Annotated in this window: 14 protein-coding genes; 13 read left to right on the forward strand and 1 reads right to left on the reverse strand. The window is 64.2% G+C overall.

Annotated features, from left to right (window positions below):
• The first annotated feature begins 79 nt into the window (after positions 1 to 79).
• Positions 80 to 745: a maleylacetoacetate isomerase gene (gene maiA / locus ACFOLC_RS10645; RefSeq protein WP_386759229.1), complete on the forward strand. Its 666-nt coding sequence runs from the start codon at positions 80 to 82 to the stop codon at positions 743 to 745.
• A gap of 19 nt (positions 746 to 764) precedes the next feature.
• Here the strand turns inward: maiA and ACFOLC_RS10650 are convergent, their stop codons facing one another.
• Entirely contained in the window at positions 765 to 1877 is a 1113-nt protein-coding gene (locus tag ACFOLC_RS10650; RefSeq protein WP_386759230.1) for a PilT/PilU family type 4a pilus ATPase, read from the reverse strand.
• 186 nt (positions 1878 to 2063) lie between these two features.
• Between ACFOLC_RS10650 and ACFOLC_RS10655 the strand changes: the two genes are divergently transcribed.
• From ACFOLC_RS10655 to ACFOLC_RS10710, 12 genes are all read left to right on the forward strand, one after another.
• Complete coding sequence (locus tag ACFOLC_RS10655) at positions 2064 to 2366, forward strand: DUF4398 domain-containing protein (RefSeq protein ID WP_386759231.1); 303 nt, start codon at positions 2064 to 2066, stop codon at positions 2364 to 2366.
• Positions 2363 to 3250: a hypothetical protein gene (locus tag ACFOLC_RS10660; RefSeq protein WP_386759232.1), complete on the forward strand. Its 888-nt coding sequence runs from the start codon at positions 2363 to 2365 to the stop codon at positions 3248 to 3250. The genes ACFOLC_RS10655 and ACFOLC_RS10660 overlap by 4 nt, the downstream gene beginning before the upstream one ends.
• 391 nt (positions 3251 to 3641) lie before the next feature.
• Positions 3642 to 3860, forward strand: coding sequence for a YdcH family protein (locus ACFOLC_RS10665; RefSeq protein WP_386759233.1), 219 nt, complete (start codon positions 3642 to 3644; stop codon positions 3858 to 3860).
• A 180-nt stretch (positions 3861 to 4040) separates the two neighbouring features.
• On the forward strand, positions 4041 to 5417 hold the full coding sequence (locus tag ACFOLC_RS10670) for a pyridoxal-phosphate dependent enzyme (RefSeq protein ID WP_386759234.1): 1377 nt from the start codon (positions 4041 to 4043) through the stop codon (positions 5415 to 5417).
• A gap of 179 nt (positions 5418 to 5596) precedes the next feature.
• A complete protein-coding gene (locus tag ACFOLC_RS10675; protein ID WP_386759235.1) occupies positions 5597 to 6778 on the forward strand; it encodes a cystathionine gamma-synthase in 1182 nt (393 codons plus the stop codon).
• Positions 6775 to 7566 (forward strand): ABC transporter permease, encoded by a 792-nt coding sequence (locus ACFOLC_RS10680; RefSeq protein ID WP_386759236.1) that lies wholly within the window; start codon positions 6775 to 6777, stop codon positions 7564 to 7566. Before ACFOLC_RS10675 ends, ACFOLC_RS10680 begins: the two co-directional genes overlap by 4 nt.
• A 1-nt stretch (position 7567) precedes the next feature.
• On the forward strand, positions 7568 to 8353 hold the full coding sequence (locus ACFOLC_RS10685; protein WP_386759237.1) for an ABC transporter ATP-binding protein: 786 nt from the start codon (positions 7568 to 7570) through the stop codon (positions 8351 to 8353).
• A gap of 1 nt (position 8354) precedes the next feature.
• Positions 8355 to 9791, forward strand: coding sequence for a hypothetical protein (locus ACFOLC_RS10690; protein ID WP_386759238.1), 1437 nt, complete (start codon positions 8355 to 8357; stop codon positions 9789 to 9791).
• Entirely contained in the window at positions 9788 to 11119 is a 1332-nt protein-coding gene (wecC, locus tag ACFOLC_RS10695; protein WP_386759239.1) for a UDP-N-acetyl-D-mannosamine dehydrogenase, read from the forward strand. Before ACFOLC_RS10690 ends, wecC begins: the two co-directional genes overlap by 4 nt.
• A gap of 76 nt (positions 11120 to 11195) precedes the next feature.
• Positions 11196 to 14363 (forward strand): glycosyltransferase family protein, encoded by a 3168-nt coding sequence (locus ACFOLC_RS10700; RefSeq protein ID WP_386759240.1) that lies wholly within the window; start codon positions 11196 to 11198, stop codon positions 14361 to 14363.
• Positions 14364 to 14369: 6 nt separating this feature from the next.
• Positions 14370 to 16928, forward strand: coding sequence for a glycosyltransferase family protein (locus tag ACFOLC_RS10705; RefSeq protein WP_386759241.1), 2559 nt, complete (start codon positions 14370 to 14372; stop codon positions 16926 to 16928).
• Positions 16929 to 16931: 3 nt separating this feature from the next.
• Complete coding sequence (locus ACFOLC_RS10710) at positions 16932 to 18878, forward strand: glycosyltransferase (protein WP_386759242.1); 1947 nt, start codon at positions 16932 to 16934, stop codon at positions 18876 to 18878.
• Positions 18879 to 18892: the final 14 nt, after the last annotated feature.

Raw genomic sequence — 18892 nt, forward strand, 5'->3', positions numbered from 1 at the left:
GCGGAAGGTCGTCATCGGCGCCTGGGGCGGGCTAAGGTGCGCGCTCGACAGGGCGCAACACAAATCGGGATCGACACGCGTGGCTGAGCAACTGCGGCTGTATTCGTACTGGCGTTCGAGCGCGGCCTATCGCGTGCGCATCGGCCTCAACCTCAAGGGCCTGGCCTACGAGACCGTGCCGGTGCACCTGGTGCGCGACGGCGGCGAGCAGCACGGCGCCGCGTTCCGCGCCGCCAACCCGCAGGGACTGGTGCCGGTGCTGCAGCACGGCGACCGCGTGTTGCGGCAATCGCTGGCGATCCTCGAATACCTCGACGAAACCTGGCCCGAGCCGGCCCTGCTGCCGGCGGCGGCGTACGACCGCCAGCGCACGCGCGCGCTGGCACAAAACGTCGCCTGCGACATCCACCCGCTCAACAACCTGCGCGTGCTGCAGTATTTCGAGCGCACCTGGCACGTGCCGCAGCCCGAGCGCGACGAGTGGGTCAAGCATTGGGTCGGTGAAGGCTTCACCGCGATCGAGGCGATGCTGTGCGGCGATGCAGGCCGTGGCCGCTACTGCGTGGGCGACACGCCGACGCTGGCCGATTGCTGCCTGGTGCCTCAGCTCTACAACGCGCGCCGTTTTGGCGTGGCGCTGGAGACATTCCCGACACTGTTGCGGATCGAGCAGGCCTGCCTGGCATTGCCCGCGTTCGACGCGGCCCGCCCGGAGCGGCAGCCGGACTGCCCGCCGCCGCAGTAACCCGGTGCCGCTGCCGCGCTCAGTGCGCGGCAGCCTCGTAGACGTCGGCGTAGGGGTCGTGCTCGCCGGTGCCGCCTTCGGACAGGCGGAACTTCAGCGCCAGGCCGTCGCGCGAGTCGGCCGCCTTCAACGCCTCCTCCATCTCGATCCGACCTTCCTTGTACAGGCGGAACAGGCACTGGTCGAAGGACTCCATGCCTTCCTCCAGCGACTCCTCCATCGCCTGCTTGATCTCGTGCACCTGGCCGCGGCGCATCAGGTCGCGCACGTGCGGGGTGTTGATCAGCACTTCGGCGGCGGGCAGGCGGCGGCCGTCGGTGCCGATCACCAGGCGCTGGCTGACCACCGCGCGCAGGTTCAGCGCCAGGTTCATCAGCACGTTCTTGTGCGCGGCCTCGGGGAAGAAGTTGAGGATGCGCTCCAGGGTCTGGTCGGCGTTGTTGGAATGCAACGTCGCCAGGCACAGGTGGCCGGTCTCGGCGAAGGCGATCGCCGCCTCCATCGTCGTGGCGTCGAGGATTTCGCCGATCAGGATCACGTCCGGCGCTTCGCGCATCGCGTTCTTCAGCGCGTTGTGGAAGGCATGGGTGTCGAGGCCGACCTCGCGCTGGTTGACGATCGATTTCTTGTGCTTGTGCAGGTACTCGATCGGGTCCTCGATGGTGAGGATGTGACCGGAGATATGGCTGTTGCGGTGGTCGATCATCGACGCCAGCGTGGTCGACTTGCCCGAACCGGTCGAGCCGACGATCAGCACCAGGCCGCGCGGGGCCATGATGATGTTCTTCAGCACCTGCGGCAGCTGCAGCTCCTCGATCGAGGGGATCACGCTGCGGATCGCGCGGATCACCATGCCGACCTCGCCACGCTGCTTGAACACGTTGATGCGGAAGCGGCCCGCGTCGGGCAGCGCCAGCGCCATGTTCAGTTCAAGCTCACGCTCGAACGTGGGTACTTGGCCCTCGTCCATCAGCGAGTAGGCGATTTTCTTCACCATGCCCGCGGGCAGGCCGGTGTTGCCGAGCGGGTAGAGCCTGCCTTCGACCTTGATGTACACCGGCGCGCCAGTCGTCAGGAACATGTCCGACGCGTTCTTTTCCGTCATCAGCTTCAGGAAATAGCCGATGTCCATGCAGAAACCCCTTGTTGACGGTAGCGTATCGTTGCGACATACCGTTGCAACCCCGCCACCGGCTTCCGACAATGGCCGCGCGACACCCTCATCGTCACGGCACCCCCAATGAGCCCAAGCTTCGCACAATTTCGTTTCCCACTGCTGGCCGCAGTTCTCGCTTCCGCACTGTGCGCGTGCGCATCGTTGCCACCACCGACCAGCGAGCTGGCTGCCGCGCAGCAGGCGGTGACGCGGGCCGAAGGCGCCGACGCCGACCAGTACGCCGTGCAGGAGCTGGGCGTGGCCCGCAACGCGTTGTCGCGGGCGCAGGCGGCGATGGCCGAAGGCCGCGAGGACGACGCGCGCCGGCTGGCCGCGGCCGCCGACGCCGATGCCGACCTGGCCTACGCCAAGAGCCGCGACGCCCTGACCACGGCCGAGCTCAACCAGCGTCGCGCCGAGGTGGCCGAATTGCACCAGCGCCTGCAGACGGGGGGGCGTCGATGAACCTGCATCGCCTGATCGCGCCGTTGGCGCTGAGCGCCGCCTTGATCGCCGCGCCTGCACTGCAGGCCGCCGACAATCCCGACCTCGCCCGCCTGGCGCAGCGCCTGACCGCGTTGGATGCCAACCCCGAGATCAACAGCTTCGCCGCCTACGAGCGGTTGCAGGCGCGGCACGCGCTGGACGCCCTCGCCGCGGCCTCCAGTCGCGAGCGCGATGCCGCGCTGTACGTCGCCGAGCGCCGCGTGCAGATCGCCGAAGTCAGTGCCCGCAGCCAGGCCGCGCAGCGCGAGGTCGATCGCCTCGACCGCGAGCGCAGCGATCTGCTGGTCGAGGCCAGCCGCCAGGATGCCGCGAGCGCCCGCGCCGAGGCCGAGCGCCTGCGCCTGCAGGCGCAGATGCAGGCCGAGGAAACCGAGCGCCTGCGCCTGCAGAGCGAATCCGATGCGGCCGCGATGCAGGACGTGGAAACCGCGCTCAAGGGCGTGGCCGGCGCGCAGACCGCTCGCCTCAGTGCCGCGCGCGAGCGCGAAGCCAAGCTGGCCCGCCAGGAAGCCGAGCTGGTGGCCGGCGGCAAGTTGCCGGCCTCCAAGCGCGACAGCCGCGGTGAAGTGTTCGCGCTCGGCAAGGACAGCTTCGCCGCCGGCAAGGCCGGCCTCAGCGGCGGTGGCGACAGCGCCGTGCGCACCGTGGCGGCCTACGCGGAAGCGATCTCGGCCGGCTCGGTCAAGGTCGAGGTCAGCGGTGCCGACGCCAAGCTGGCCCAGCGTCGCGCCGATGCGATCCGCGATGGCCTCGTCGCCGGCGGCGTGGTGGGGTCCAAGGTCCAGGCGACCGGGCGGACCGGTAAGGCCGAGCGCGCCGAGGTCGTGTTTCCAGGTAAATAATTCGTAAATAAATCAACCGCTTGCTGGGTCGGTGGCGCGCAGCGTGGGTCGATGGAGGTCGCGCGCCATGCCCTGGATGCGCCGCTGGCGAGGCCCCGCTGCAGTCGCTTGCCGGTCGCTTTTGAGAGGAGTAGGGTCGGATACCCAAGCGGCCTGATTTCCGCTTGGCGATGAGTCAGGTCGATGACGCCAACGCCCCTCACGCAGGATCCCGCCACCGCACGCTTGCAGGTGGCCGGTCTGTGTGAAGCCGGCCCCGCCTTCCGCCTGATACCCCACGACCCCGCGCGACGCCCTGGTCTTCCGGCCGGGGCGTTTTCGTGTGCGGGGCCTTCCGCAAGAGCCCGGTCATGACGCCCGGACTCCTCGAAAACGCTGAAGGAGGCTTTACATGTTCGAAGAACGACCGCAGCCAGAGATCGACGCGCTGATCAAGAGCAACCCCGAATTCAAGCAGCTCTACCAGCGCCACAAGGATCTCGACAAGAAGGTGATGGACGCCGAACTCGGCGTATTGCCGATCGATGACACCACCCTGGCGCAGATGAAGCGCGAGAAGCTGGCTGCGAAGGACCGCCTGGTCCGCCTGTACGACACCCAGCACCACTGAGTTCCTCGCCGCGGGCGACCGGCCTCCTCGTCGGCCTCCGCCCGCGTCATTCGGAACCGGGGCGGCTGCGCAACGCAGCCGCCCCGGTGCGATGGCGGTTTCGTCCCGCAGCACGGTGCCCGCGTGCGGCCCCGCAGTTAGAATCCGGTGATGCCGCGCCGTTCGCGGGCCAGGATTCGCATGACCATCCACTCCTCCGTACTCGAACTGATCGGCGACACGCCGATCATCAAGGCGCAGCGCCTCGACACCGGCGTGTGCGAGCTGTATTTCAAGCTCGAATCGCAGAACCCGGGCGGCTCGATCAAGGACCGCATCGGCCTGTCGATGATCGAAGGCGCCGAGAAGGCCGGCAGGATCAAGCCCGGCGACACCCTGGTCGAAGGCACCGCCGGCAACACCGGCATCGGCCTGGCCCTGGTCGCGCAGCAGAAGGGCTACCGGCTGATCCTGGTCGTGCCCGACAAGATGAGCCGCGAGAAGATCTTCAACCTCAAGGCGATGGGCGCGCAGGTGGTGCTGACGCGTTCGGACGTGGCCAAGGGCCACCCCGACTATTACCAGGACCTGGCTGAGCGCCTCGCCCGCGAGACCCCGGGGGCCTACTTCATCAACCAGTTCGGCAACCCGGACAACCCGGCTGCGCACGAGTTCGGCACCGGCCCGGAAATCCTCGAGCAGATGGCGCAGGTCGGCGGGCTGGACGCGATCGTGTTCGGCTGTGGCAGCTCCGGCACCATGACCGGTCTGTCGCGCTGCTTCGCCGAGAAGTCGCCGCACACCGAGCTGGTATTGGCCGACCCGGTCGGTTCGATCCTCGAGGAATACATCAACCGCGGCACGCTGTCGGACAAGTCGGCCAGTTGGATGGTCGAGGGCATCGGCGAGGATTTCCTGCCGCCGATCTCCGACTTCACCCGCGTCAAGAAGGCCTACGCGATCACCGACAAGGAAAGCTTCCTGACCGCGCGCGAGCTGCTGGAGAAGGAGGGCATCCTCGGCGGCTCCTCGACCGGCACGCTGCTGGCCGCGGCACTGAAGTACTGCCGCGAGCAGACCACGCCCAAGCGGGTGCTGACGCTGGTGCCCGATACCGGCAACAAGTACATCTCCAAGATGTACAACGATTACTGGATGCTCGACAACGGCTTCCTCGCGCGTGAACCCAGCAACGACCTGCGCGACCTGATCCTGCGCCCGTACTCGCAGCGCGACACGGTGGTGGTGGCGCCCACGGACCTGCTGGTCACCGCCTACCAGCGCATGAAACTCTACGACGTCTCGCAGCTGCCGGTGATGGAGGGCGACCAGATCGTCGGCATCGTCGACGAGAGCGACGTGCTGCTGCATGTTTATGGCGACGAAGCGCGCTTCCGCGATCCGGTGTCCACCGCCATGGTCAGCAAGCTCGACAAGATCGACGTGCGCTCGCCGATCGAAACGCTGCTGCCGGTGTTCGACCGCGGCCATGTCGCCATCGTCGTCGACGGCGACAGGTTCCTCGGCCTGATCACCCGCATCGACCTGCTCAACTACCTGCGCCGGCGCGTGCAGTAATTGGTGCGCCGGGCGATGGTTTCCCGAGGCTGCCGTGGCGTACGGTGCCGTCCCTGCACGGTCCGGTGCCGGATTTGCCCCGCCTGCATATGCCCTGAAGCCGAGTCCCCGCGGCCGGGCCGAGGGGGCGGGCGATGCTAGACTTTGCGGTCGCGTGAGAGCGGAACTGGAAGGACGCAATGACTGAACGAAAGCCGGATGGCGAGACGCGCAAGCCCGGTTTGGGCACCCTCGCGATCCACGCGGGCCAGTCGCCCGACCCGAGTACGGGCGCGGTGATGACGCCGATCTACGCCACCTCGACCTACGCCCAGAGCAGTCCGGGCGTGCACCAGGGCTTCGAGTACTCGCGCAGCCACAACCCGACCCGTTTCGCCTACGAGCGCTGTGTCGCCGGCCTCGAGGGTGGCAGCCGCGGTTTCGCCTTCGCCTCGGGTCTGGCCGCCACCTCGACGATCCTGGAACTGCTCGATTCGGGCAGCCATGTGATCGCGATGGACGATGTCTACGGCGGCACCTACCGGTTGTTCGAGCGCGTCCGCCGCCGCTCCGCCGGTCTGGATTTCAGCTGGGTCGACCTCAGCGACGCCGCGGCGTTCGAAGCCGCGATCCGCCCCGAGACCAGGCTGGTCTGGATCGAAACCCCGACCAACCCGCTGCTCAAGCTGGTCGACATCGCCCAGATCGCCGAGATCGCGCGCAAGCGCGGCCTGATCGTGGTCGTCGACAACACCTTCAGTTCGCCGATCCTGCAGCGCCCACTTGAACTCGGCGCGCACATCGTCATGCATTCGGCGACCAAGTACCTCAACGGCCACTCCGACATCGTCGGCGGCATGGTCGTGGTCGGCGACAATGCCGAACTCGCCGAGCAGATGGGCTTCCTGCAAAACGCCATTGGCGGCGTGCAGGGACCGTTCGACAGTTTCCTGGCGTTGCGTGGACTCAAGACGTTGCATCTGCGCATGAAGGCGCATTGCGAGAATGCGCAGGCGCTGGCCGAGTGGCTGGAGACGCATCCGGCGGTCGAGAAGGTGATCTACCCGGGGCTGAAGTCACATCCGCAGCATGAGTTGGCCAAGCGACAGATGCACGGCTTCGGCGGCATGGTGAGTATCTACGTCAAGGGTGGCGAAGCTGCCGCTCGCCGCATGATGGAACGCTGTGAGTTGTTCGCCATCGCCGAGTCGCTTGGCGGCGTGGAAAGCCTGATCAACCACCCGGCGATCATGACGCACGCGTCGGTGCCGGCCGAGCGCCGCGCCGCACTGGGCATTGCGGATAACCTGGTTCGGTTGAGCGTGGGCGTAGAAGACCTCGGCGACCTCAAGCGGGAGTTGTCGAGAGCGTTGCCTGCATGAGTCGCTCGCTCGTTCGAGATTATCGCGACAGCCTGCGTTACCCGGAGTTCTGGATCTACGCCACGTGGCTGGAAATCGTCACCAAGTATCGACGTTCCAGGCTCGGGCTGTTCTGGGCGTTGATGCCGCCGGCGTTGTACGCCTTCGGTGTCGGTGGATTCTTTTCCTACATCCAAGGGCAAAATCCGCGCGATTTCATCGCCCACCTAGGTATCGGCTACATCGTCTTCCGATTCATCACGGTGTCGCTCAGCGAGGCCACAACGGCCTGCACGGGGCACGCCAGCTTCATCCTGGATGGCCGTGTGCGCCTTACCGATTACGTGTTGCGCGTGGTCGCCAAGGCGATGTTCTACCTCATCGTGTCATTGCCGGTCGCTGCCGCCGCGTTGGCGGTGAGCCCGCAATTCCAGTGGATGGGGCTGGTGACCCTGCTTCCCGCGCTGCTCCTGGTAGTTCTCAATGTTGCCTGGATGGGGGCGATCGTCGCAGTCATCGGCGCGCGCCTGCCGGATGTGCACGAGCTGATAGGCAGCATCCTGATGATCAGTTTCCTGTTCACCCCGATCTTGTGGCACGCCGACCAGACCCCGGCCGACACCCTGCGTGGTGCGATCGCGCGCGCCAATCCGCTATACCACATGGTGGAAATCGTCCGTGCACCGCTGTTGGGGGAGCCCATCGAACGACTGACCTATGTGTACCTGGCGACCATGCTCGTCGTCGGTGGGCTGCTCGCGGCTTGGGTGTACCGCCGCTTCGCGCGCTATGTGCCGCTGTGGGTCTGACATGAATGTATTTCTGGAAGCGCAACACCTGGGCCTGGACCTGCCGATCTTCACGCAGGAGCAGCGCAACGTTAAGGCGACCGTGGGCCTGTTCCTGCGCTCCGCCTTCCAGCCGCCCAAGCGCGAACTTCGCACCACGCTTGATGACGTTTCCTTCCGCCTCGAGCCGGGTGACCGGGTCGGCGTGGTGGGCCGCAACGGTGCAGGCAAATCGACCCTGCTAAAAGTGCTTGTGGGCGCTTACCCGCCCTCGCGGGGGGGGCTCGAGGTCAACGGCAGCAGGCAGGCTTTGCTCAATCTGGCGCTTGGCTTCAACCAGGAAGCCACGGTTGTCGAGAACATCATGCTGCGAGGGATCGCCATGGGCCTTCGTCCTGCACAGGCCGCGGCGGTCATCGACGAAGTACTCGATTTCTCCGAGTTGGGCGAAAAGGCCGGACACCGCCTGCGCACGCTGTCATCTGGCCAGCGCATGCGACTGGGCTTTGCACTGGCGACGGCCGTGCAGCACGAGATACTGATCATGGACGAGTGGATCGGTACGGGCGATGCATCGTTCGTCGACAAGGCGAAGAATCGCATCCGCTCGCGCGTTGACAACGCCCAGATCGTCGTCTTGGCGAGCCACAATTTCTCGCTGCTGCGCAGTGTGTGCAACAAGGCGATGCTGCTGGAAGGCGGCAAGCTGCTGGCGCTGGGTGACGTCGATGAAGTCCTGAAGGGCTACGACGAACTACTCCACATGCCGCATGGTGACGCATCGCCGGCGGTCCAGGCGATGGTGTGACATGCGCATCGTCCTGATCGCCTACGATTTCCCGCCCGTGCCATCGCCGCAGAGCCTGCGCTGGGCCTACCTGGTGCGTGAGCTCGCCCTGCAGGGCCATGAGATCCATGTCCTTACGCCGGACTTGCCTGGCTATGGCGTCGGTGGGCTGCCAGTGATCCCGGCGACGGTGACCATTCACCGTGTATATCCGGGGCCATTTTCGGCGTTTCTGCGCGGTCGCCAGACTAGGAGCATCGCGCCTGCTCCCGCCGGAACGGTCGCGACGGAGGTCGTTCAGCAGGCGCCGCCGCCCGGTCAGTCTGGACACGCTTTCCATGAGCTGAACTGGAAGGGGCGGGTTCGCTATCGCCTGGAGAACGGTTTTTCGGAGCGGCCTGTATCGTCGCTCAACTGGAAGGGCCGGCTGGCCGAGAAGTGCAAGGCCGGGCTGTCGTACTTCCTGTTCCCCGACTATCGGGCCGAGTGGCTGCCGTGGGCTCGAAAGTGTCTGCATGCATTGCTCGAGGACGTCAGGCCGGAGATCGTGGTGACATCGCACGAGCCTGCCTGTTCGCTGCCGCTGGGCCTGGAAGCCAAGCGCCTGGGTTACAAATGGGTCGCCGATCTCGGCGATCCGGTGCTTGCCACGTACACGCCGGCGCGGTGGCAGGATCGCGCCGGCGAACTCGAGCGCGACGTCTGCCTGAAGGCCGACCTGTTGTGCGTGACGACCGAGAAGACCGCGGAGTTGCTGGAACACCGTCATGGCGCCGGCATCGCGCGGCGACTCGTCGTGACCCAAGGCTACGACGCCAGTTTCGTCGATGAGCCATCGCTGGCTGCATCGGTGACCTTTGACGCCGACAAGCTCGAGTTGCTTTATACCGGCAGCTTCTACAGTTTCCGACGGGCGGATGCGCTGATCGACGCCGTGGCTTCGGTGCCGGGCATGCGCCTGTCGATCGGCACGATCAATGCACCGGACTACATCCATCGCGCAGTCGCTGAGCATCCGGGCAAGTTCCGACTGCTCGGCTTCCTTTCGCACCGGACGGCCCTCAGCGCGCAGCGTCGCTGCGATGTCCTGGTGAACATTGCGAATGCGGACCCGGTACAGGTTCCGGGCAAGGTTTACGAATACCTGGGTGCAAAGCGGCCCATCGTCCATATGCGCGGTGCAGACGAAGACGCGACTAGTGAGCTGATCGATGCCGTGGGCGGCGGTTGGCATGCCTCTGCCCAGTCAGGGGAGCTAGCGGAGATGCTGCGCGCGTTGAAGGTCATGAAGGATGCGGGCCAGCTGCCGGAAGGGGCCGGCAATCCGGAAAGGCTGGTTTCACATAGTTGGCAGCGGCTGGCGAGCCTGTGGAGCTCGGAGGCGTTGCGACTGTCGAACGTGGCCGACGTGGATATCGGCGGGAGAGTGGTCTCCCAAGTAATTTCAACGAGGAAATGAAGGTGTCGAAGGGCTTTCCAAGTAGTGTTTCTGTGATCGGTCTGGGTTATATCGGGCTGCCGACTGCCACAATGTTTGCATCGCGCAAGGTCAATGTAGTCGGCGTCGATATCAATCAGAAGGCAGTCGACATCATCAACGACGGGCGCATCCATATCGTCGAGCCGGAACTGGACATTCTTGTCCACGCCGTGGTTACCGAGGGTTACCTGCGCGCGACCACCAAACCGGAACCTGCCGACGCATTCCTCATCGCCGTCCCGACGCCGTTCAAGAACGGTCACGTCCCGGATCTGTCGTATGTCGAGGCTGCGGCAAAGTCGATTGCGCCCGTGCTTAAAGCCGGTGACCTCGTCGTGCTCGAGTCAACCTCGCCGGTGGGCACCACCGAGAAGATGGCGTCGTGGCTGGCCAATGCACGCCCGGACTTGAAGTTTCCGATACCGGGCGTGGAGACGCCCGACGTCCACGTCGCCTATTGCCCGGAGCGGGTTTTGCCGGGCCAGGTGGTGCATGAACTGGTCGTCAACGACCGCATCATCGGCGGCCTGACCGCGAAGTGCGCAGAACTTGCCGCCAAAGTCTATGAAGTATTCGTCGAAGGGCAGTTGGTCCGGACCGACGCGCGCACCGCCGAGTTGTGCAAGTTGACCGAGAACTCATTCCGCGACGTCAACATCGCGTTCGCGAACGAACTGTCGATTATCTGCGACCGGTTGGGGATCAACGTGTGGGAGCTGATCAAGCTCGCCAATCACCATCCGCGGGTCAACATTCTCAAGCCCGGCTGTGGCGTCGGCGGGCACTGCATCGCAGTGGACCCCTGGTTCATCGTCGACAGCGCACCTGAGGAGGCGCGCATGATCCGAATGGCCCGCGAGATCAACAACGACAAACCGCATGTCGTGTTGCGTTGGATCAACGAAGCGGTTCAGTCCGTCGTCGTGAGCGGCAAGCGCATCGAGGATGCATCCATCGCCATCCTGGGTCTTGCCTTCAAGCCGGACATCGACGATCTGCGCGAAAGCCCGGCGCTCGGAATTGCCGAGAAGGTGGTGTCTACCTGGAGCGGAGATCTGCTGGTGGTGGAGCCCAACATCGACGAACTGCCTGCTTCGCTAGGCAGCGCCACCATGGTGGACTTGCGTACCGCCCTGAATCGTGCCGACATTCTTGTGACACTGGTCGCGCACCGCGAGTTCGCCGAGATTTCCCGCAATGTCCGACCAGGAGTGATAATGGTCGACGCAGTGGGTATACGTGATGTGGAGAATGACGGCAGCGAGATTATTGCGCCGTGGCAGGAAGCCCGGCGGGCCATCCGTTGAGATCCATGGCTCTCAGGGCGCCTGCCAATGGTGGCTGCCTGGCGGAAGTGTCCCAGTGAGCGAGGGTGAAACGAACATGCACGACAAGCACGAAGACAAAGCCGCCCATGACGCCAATCCGTGGCCAGACCGGATTAATGAGGCGTACTACGACAAAATGGGCGCCGATTTCGGCCGTCAGACCCGCGACCGGATCAACTGGATGTGCTCTCAGGCGCGTGGCACGACCGTGCTGGACGTGGGCTGTAGTCAGGGCATAGCGGCCGTGTTGCTCGCTCGGGAAGGGTTTCATGTGCTTGGCCTGGACATTTCCGAGCCTGCCATCGAATACGCAAATCGGGAGCGTGGCAGCGAAATCGAAACTGTCCGCGAGCGCCTGACCTTCCGTTGCGGCGAACTAGCCTCGCTGGAGGACGCATGTTACGACACCGTGCTTATGGGCGAGGTCGTCGAGCATCAGACTAATCCGGTGCGCTTCATTCGTGTCGCTGCCTCCCATGTGGCGCCAGGTGGGCGCATCGTCATCACCGTGCCGTACGGCCTCCACCCATGGCCGGACCATAAGTCGACGATCTTCCCGCGTGACCTGCACGAAGCGCTCGCTGGGGAGTTCGCGCCGCAGACGATCGAGGTCACCGACGACTATATTCGCGTCGTTGCCGACCGCCGCCGCGCCGACGAGGTCGTGGGCAACGATATGGACGTACTGCTGCGTGCGACCGAAACGGGCGCCCTTGACGCGCAGTCCAGCTACTACGCGGCTAACGCTACTGCGCAGGAGCACGCGAAGGCGAGGGGTGCGCTCGAGAGCAGCCTTAAGGCGATGCGTGAGGAGCACGGCAAGCTCGCGGTGCGCCACGCCGAGATCGAACGCGATCTCGCGGTCGGCGCCGAGCATGCCAACGGCTTGAGGGACGCGCTCGAGCGCGCGCGACAGACCATCGTCGATCGCGGCACCGAATATGCCGAGGCGTTACGCGGGCAGAGAGAGGAGCAGATGCGGGTGCAGGAAGCGCTCACCGACGCACACGCGCGGCGCGTCGACGAGTTGCTTCAGCAGGTCACCGCCCTGCAGATGAGTACGGCCGAGCTCCAAGCCACCGAGCGCATGGTGGCCGGCAGCGTGGAAGCATTGCAGCAGGAAGTCGAGCTCCTGCGTGCTGCTGAGGGGGAGCGTCCGCGCGCGCTGCACGAGGCCCTGGAGGCTGCGCATGCGCGTGCGCAGGAGTTGCAGGGGGCGGCGGACGAGTTGAAAGGCCGCATGCGTAAGCTGACGGAAGAACTCGTGGACGCGCAGGCAAAGCGCTCCGGACACTGGGCGAAGCTCGAAGCCGAGCAGGCGCGTTCGAAGCAGCTGATAGAGCTTGCGCAGAGCCTGCACGAGGAGAGCCAGCGCTACGAACATTCGATCGCGTTAGCGATTGGGCGCGCGATACTGGGACTCGGAAGCGTGCGTGGCATCATCGGCTTTCCGCGCGCGATGGCGCGCGTCGTACGCTTGTACCAGCGGCGCCGCGATGGCACCCTGCAGATGGCACAACTTGCGCTGCCGTCGCTGCCGAATCCCAAGCCCGTCGCAACGGTGGCTGATGACGGCGCCGCACGCGGCCTGACCCCCATGGAAGAAGCTCCCCGGCCTCGCAACGAGGAGCAAAAAAAAAAGCTGGCGATGATCGGGTGGGAGCAGGAGAATTCGCGCGGTTCCCTCCCAGTCATGAGCGTGCTGGATGAGTTCTCGCGCGCCTGCTTCGCGCCCCACGCGAACCTGATCGAAGCTCGCCCCGACAACTGGGATGGTCTGCTCGAGAAATTCTCACCGCGCTTCCTGCTGGCCGAGTCGGCGTGGCGCGGCAACCGTGGCACGTGGTGCTACCGCGTGGCCAGTACCGAGTATGCGCCGGGCAACGAGTTCGCGCAGATGGTTGAAGGCTTCCGCAAGCGTGGCGTGCCGACGATTTTCTGGAACAAGGAAGACCCGGTGCACTTCGATGCGTTCATTGAGTCGGCCAGCCGTTGTGATGTAGTCCTGACCACGTCCGCCGAATCAATCGAACGCTATCGATCGAAGACCAAGGCCCGCGTTGAAGTGATGCAGTTCGCCGCCGAGGACAGTTTGCACAACCCGCAGGGGTCTTCGCGCCGGAACGGCAAGGTGTGCTTCGCCGGCAGCTACTACGCGCAAGGCTTCGAGGCGCGGCAGCACTCGCAGTCGATGCTGCTCGAAGCAGCGAAGGCACACGATCTCGACATCTACGACCGCAACCATCGCGCTGTCGGTGCGCGCAGCGAGTTCGCGTTCCCCGAGGACTATGCACCGTACATCCGTGGCCGCCTCGGCTACGAGGACCTTTCGCGCAAGTACCGCGAGTACCAGGTATTCCTCAACGTCAACTCGGTGGACGATTCGTCCACGATGTTCTCGCGGCGCGTGTTCGAGTTGCTCGCCTGCGGCACGCCCGTCGTCAGCACATGGTCGCGAGGGATTGCTGAGACCTTCGGCAACGATATCGTCTGGCAGGTCAGGAGCCAGGCTGAAGCCGAGGAGGCGCTGCGCATGCTCACCACCGATCCGGTGGAATGGCGCCGCCGCAGTCTCGCCGGCATCCGTGCGGTGCTCGCGCGGCATACATACCGTCATCGCTTCGACCGGATACTGTCGTTGGTCGGTGAACGTGCGGGGCAGGGCGTGCAGTTGATCGCGATCGCCGAGGTCGCCGACCAGGCGGAGGCCAACGCCGCGTTAGTCTCGTTCCGTCGCCAGCAGACCACCGACGACATCCGCAGGCAGCTTCTGCTCGTGTGCCGGAACGGCTTCCGCCTCGAAGGCCAGTGGCCCGACGTGCGCACGATGTCCGACACTCAGGTGCCGCTGGCGCAGCTCATCGACTGGGAACGCGAATCCGCCCCCGGAGCAGTGGTCGCCGTACTGTCGCCGCACGCCGTGTACGGCTGCCACTATCTGCAGGACGCGATGCACGCCGTGCGCTACAGCGGTGCGCTGGTCGTCGGCAAGGCCGTCGACGGCACCGAGTACGAATGGGGCCAGGCGCTGGATCCGCGCACACTGGTCGTCAATACGGCCGCGCTGGGCGCGACAGGCACAAAGGCCGGCGGGTTGCTGGACGCACAGGGCGGTCTTGCTCCTTCCTTCGTGTCGAAGACCTATGCGTCCGATTCGGCGAACTTCGCCGCAGTGCATGCAGATGCTGACCGCGACGCGTTGCTGCAGAAGATCGAGGTCTAGGGGGGGATGGTGCGTAAGATCCGTGTAGCGGTCATTGGCCACGACCTGAAGTTCTGGCGCGCCATCCAGGCACAGCTCGAACGGACGGGTCATTATGAATTCCGCGAGGACGAATGGGAAAACCATGACGTCCACGATAGCGAGCGCACGCTGTCGGCGATGGCGTGGGCCGATGTCGTCGTTGCCGAATGGGCGCTGGGCAACGCGGTCTTCTGTTCGCACCACAAGCTGCCGCACCAGAAGCTGGTCATCCGCCTGCACCTGCAGGAACGCGGGACCGCATATCCCGCGCAGGTCGACTGGGCGAACGTCGACCAGGTCGTGTTCGTCGGCCCGCACATCCTGCGCGAGTGCGTGGATAAGTTCGCGATCCCGCCGGGAATCTGTCGCGTGCTGGGCAACTTCGTCGACTGCGATTCCTACGCACTGGCCAAGCTGGACGGTGCCGAGTTCACACTGGGTATGATCGGCACCGCGCCGTCACGCAAGCGCTTGGATCGGGCGCTTGACGTGCTCGAAGTGCTCATGACGAGGGACGATCGCTACACGCTGCGTGTGAAGGGCGAAAGTCCGGCTGGGCATGAATGGCTGTGGGAACGTCTGGACGAACGGGCGTACTACGAAACGGTGTATCGCAGAATCAATTCCAACCCGGTTCTTCGCCATCGCGTAATCTTCGACCCGCCTGCCAACGATGTGCAGCACTGGCTGCGTCTGGTGGGCTCGGTAGTGTCGTCCTCCGACTTCGAAAGCTTCCACATGGCGGTGGCAGAAGGCGCGGCATCGGGTGCACTGCCCATCGTGTGGCGATGGGAGGGTGCGGAGGAGATCTACCCGGAGCTGGCGTTGGTGGACTCCACGGAAGTCGCCGCCGACCAGGTCGAGTCGGTGTTGAAGAACGAAGCTGGCGACCGAATCAGTGCGATCCGCGATGCGGTGCGCGCCCGCTACGGCGTCGAGACGGTGATCGGCGAATGGGACACTATGCTGCGCGCGCCGGCGTCTGGCAGCGGCTACATGCCGTCGACGGAAATGCGCGTTCACATGACCGCGCCGCGTGCGAACCGGCACCACGTTGTCGCCAAGGAGCTGTCTGGGCTGAAGGTCGCGCTGCTATGCGACGAGTTCACCTACAATAGCTTCAAGGACGAGTTCCAGTCGATCGTCATCGAACCGGATAACTGGCGCGCGCTGTTTGAGCGCGACAAGCCGGACCTGTTCTTCTGCGAATCGGCTTGGTCAGGCGTGGATTCGGTGCGCCGCCCGTGGAAGGGGCGTGTCTACACGAGCACCAATTTCAAGAACGAGAACCGCGGCGAGCTGCTGGCTATCCTTGAATACTGCAGGGAGAACGGCATCCCGACGGTCTTCTGGAACAAGGAAGATCCGTCGCACTACGACGACAAGATTCACAATTTCGTCGATACCGCCAGGTGCTTCGATGTCGTGTTCACCACCGACGTGCAGTGTGTGGAACGCTACAAGCGGGACCATGGCCTGCGCCATGTCTATTGCCTGCCGTTCGCGACCAACCCGCGGATCTTCAATCCGGTGGAGGTGGGCCCACGTAGCGATGACGTGGTGTTCGCCGGAAGTTGGTACGCATACCACGTCGATCGCAGCACCGTCATGCGGCAGATCTTCGACGCGGTGATCGCGAGCGGGCGGGGTCTGGTCATCTACGACCGCTTCTTCGGCGGCGATGACCCAAACCACCTGTTTCCCGAGGAGTACCGGCAATACACACGCCCGGCGGTGCCTCACTCGGAGATTGACAAAATATACAAATCGAGCGTCTTCGGCTTGAACCTCAACACCGAGACACAGTCGCCGACGATGTTCGCGCGCCGCGTGTTCGAGTTGATGTCGTGCAACACGCTATGCCTGACGAACCATTCAGTCGGCATGGAGCGAATGTTCGACGACACGGTGGTCTTTCTCGATCGTGATCCGGATGCGCTGGCTGGTCTCTCGCTCGGGGAAATCGACGATAAGCGCACCCGCGCGCTCCGCGACGTGCTACGAAATCACACTTACAAAGAACGCTTCAAGACCATCCTGCGCGCAGTTAATATCCCGTTTGTCGACCGCGGCGCGCAGCTGACGGTCGCCTGTGTCGTGGATTCGCATGCCGCGGCGCAGACCGCCATCGCATACTTCAACAGGCAGGCGCCGTCGATTCCGGAGGCTGGCCTGCTGCTCGTGCTTGCCGAGTCGATCCTCGAGATTGAAGCGGCGCACTACTACGAAAAATATAACCGCCTGGGTGTGGCGGTACTGTCCTGGAACTGCCTGGAGCGCTACATGGAGAAGCCTGCGGCGGCGATCAAGACTAATCACTTTGCACTTGTCGACCCGGCCAAGTCGGTGGTGCCGGACTACATCGGCAATGCCTTCCTGCACACGAGCTATGCGGGCGATGCCATCCTCGCGATGGGTCAAGACGGGAAATACCGGTACACGCCTGACGGGGAGGTAGGAGACGTGATCGCGGATAGTCGCTGGTTCCTGCACCTTCTCAGGAACCGCGGCAAGACCCTGCAATCGCGCTTCTACGCGGTCTGAATCATGAAAGTCTCCATCATCGTTCCGTGCCATAACGCCATCGGGAAGGTCGAGCGTTGCATCGCCTCCCTGCGGGCGCAGGATTTTGCGCATCCGCATGAAGTAATCTTCATCGACGACTGTTCCGACGACGGCACCCATGCTTTCCTCGAGGCCGAGGTGGCCCGCCATCCGGATTGGCGGGTGTTGCAGACCGAGCGAAATAGTGGCTCCCCTTCGCATCCCCGCAACCTTGGCGTCCAGGTCGCGCGCGGCGACTACGTATTTTTTCTCGATTGCGACGACCGTATCTTCGAGGACACGCTGACCGTCCATCACGCCCATGCCGTCGCAAGTGACTGCTGCGTGGTGCGCGGCTTTCTGATCGTGGATGACGGCAAGTCCCTTGTCGAGATGAACCGCGTCACAGACTTCAGTCAGGCGAGCAGCAATAAGCAGCGCATCGAACTGATCATTCGAAAACAAAGCACGACGGTGCCTTCGCTGATAAAGCGCGACCTGCTTGTGCGCCACGGTATCGTCTGGAACGAAGGCCTGCGCATGGGCGAAGACACAGTCTTCCTCATCGACGTACTCACCGCGTGCGAACGAATCGGCTACATCGACCACCCGACCTTCGTTTATAACAAGGCAGTGTCTCGCGTCACGTCATCCACGCGCACCTATGGTGCGCGCGAGCTTTGCAATCACCTGGAGGTCTGGAGCACGGCCGAGCGTATGCTCGAACGACAGGGCATCAGCTACGTTACCATCCGCTTCCAGGTCGGCTTGCAGACCGTGTTGCAGGCCCTGATCCACTATTCCCGCGGCGACATTGATGAAGCCCTGTTCAAGCGCTTCTCCGACTTCGTGTCCGAGCGCTGGCGCGCGGTGTCGGCCTATCGCCTCAATGCGCGCCTCGCGTCCTTGCTGGATTTGCTCCGGGCGAACGACTACACCGGTTTCTTCGAGGAAGCCAAGCCGCGCCTGCTCATCGCTGGCTACGATCTGAAGTTCATCGAGAAATTGGTGCCAGTGCTTTCGCGCAGGTTCCAGGTGCGAGTGGATGAATGGGTCGGCCACAACGCGCACGACACCGCTGCATCGAATGAAGCACTCGACTGGGCGGAGTTTATTTTCTGCGAATGGTTTCTCGGGAACGCGGTCTGGTACGCGCGTAACAAGCGGAAAGACCAGCGGCTGGTCGTTCGTACGCATCGCTTTGAGCTTTCGCGCAAGTTCGGCCACGTCGTCGCGGACGACAACGTGGATATCTACATCGCGGTGTCCGTCCTGTACTTCGAGCGCCTGGTCGAGACCTTCAACATCGATCGTGCCAAGGTCCGCCTGCTGCCGAACCACGTGGACTTTGACGGCTACGCATCGCTTGATGCCCCTTCGCGCGTGTTCAACCTCGCACTCGTCGGTTCGCTGCCGTCGCGCAAGGGGCTACTGAAGGCGCTCGAGCTGCTGCGCTCGCTCGTCGCGCTCGACCCCCGCTACAACCTGGTGGTCTACGGTAAGAGCGCGTGGGAAACGGCTTGGGTCACGCGCGACCCGGTTGAGTTGGCGTACTTCCAGCGGTGCGACGAGTACATCCAGGCCAACGGTCTGTACGACCACGTGAAGTTCAAGGGCCACGTCGATGTGACGCGGGCCTTGGCCGACATCGGCTTCGTGCTGTCGACCAGCGATGATGGGCACCTGCCGGAGAGCTTCCACATCGCCCCGGCTGATGGATTCGCCGCCGGCGGGCAGGGCCTGCTGCTGGACTGGTCGGGGGTCGAATACATCTATCCGGCCGAGTTCGTCTTCCCCTCGCTGGACGCGATGCGCGACCACATTCTGCACAACGCGGACTACGAGCTGTTCCGGGAAGGCGCCCGCAAGGGGCGCGAATTCGTCGCGCACGAATACTCGGTCTCGCAGTTTCTCGACCGTCTCGACCGGATCTTCCGTGACCTCCTCTGACTTCGCGACCAGGG

The organism is Lysobacter cavernae (assembly GCF_042648505.1).
Taxonomy (GTDB): domain Bacteria; phylum Pseudomonadota; class Gammaproteobacteria; order Xanthomonadales; family Xanthomonadaceae; genus Lysobacter_L; species Lysobacter_L cavernae.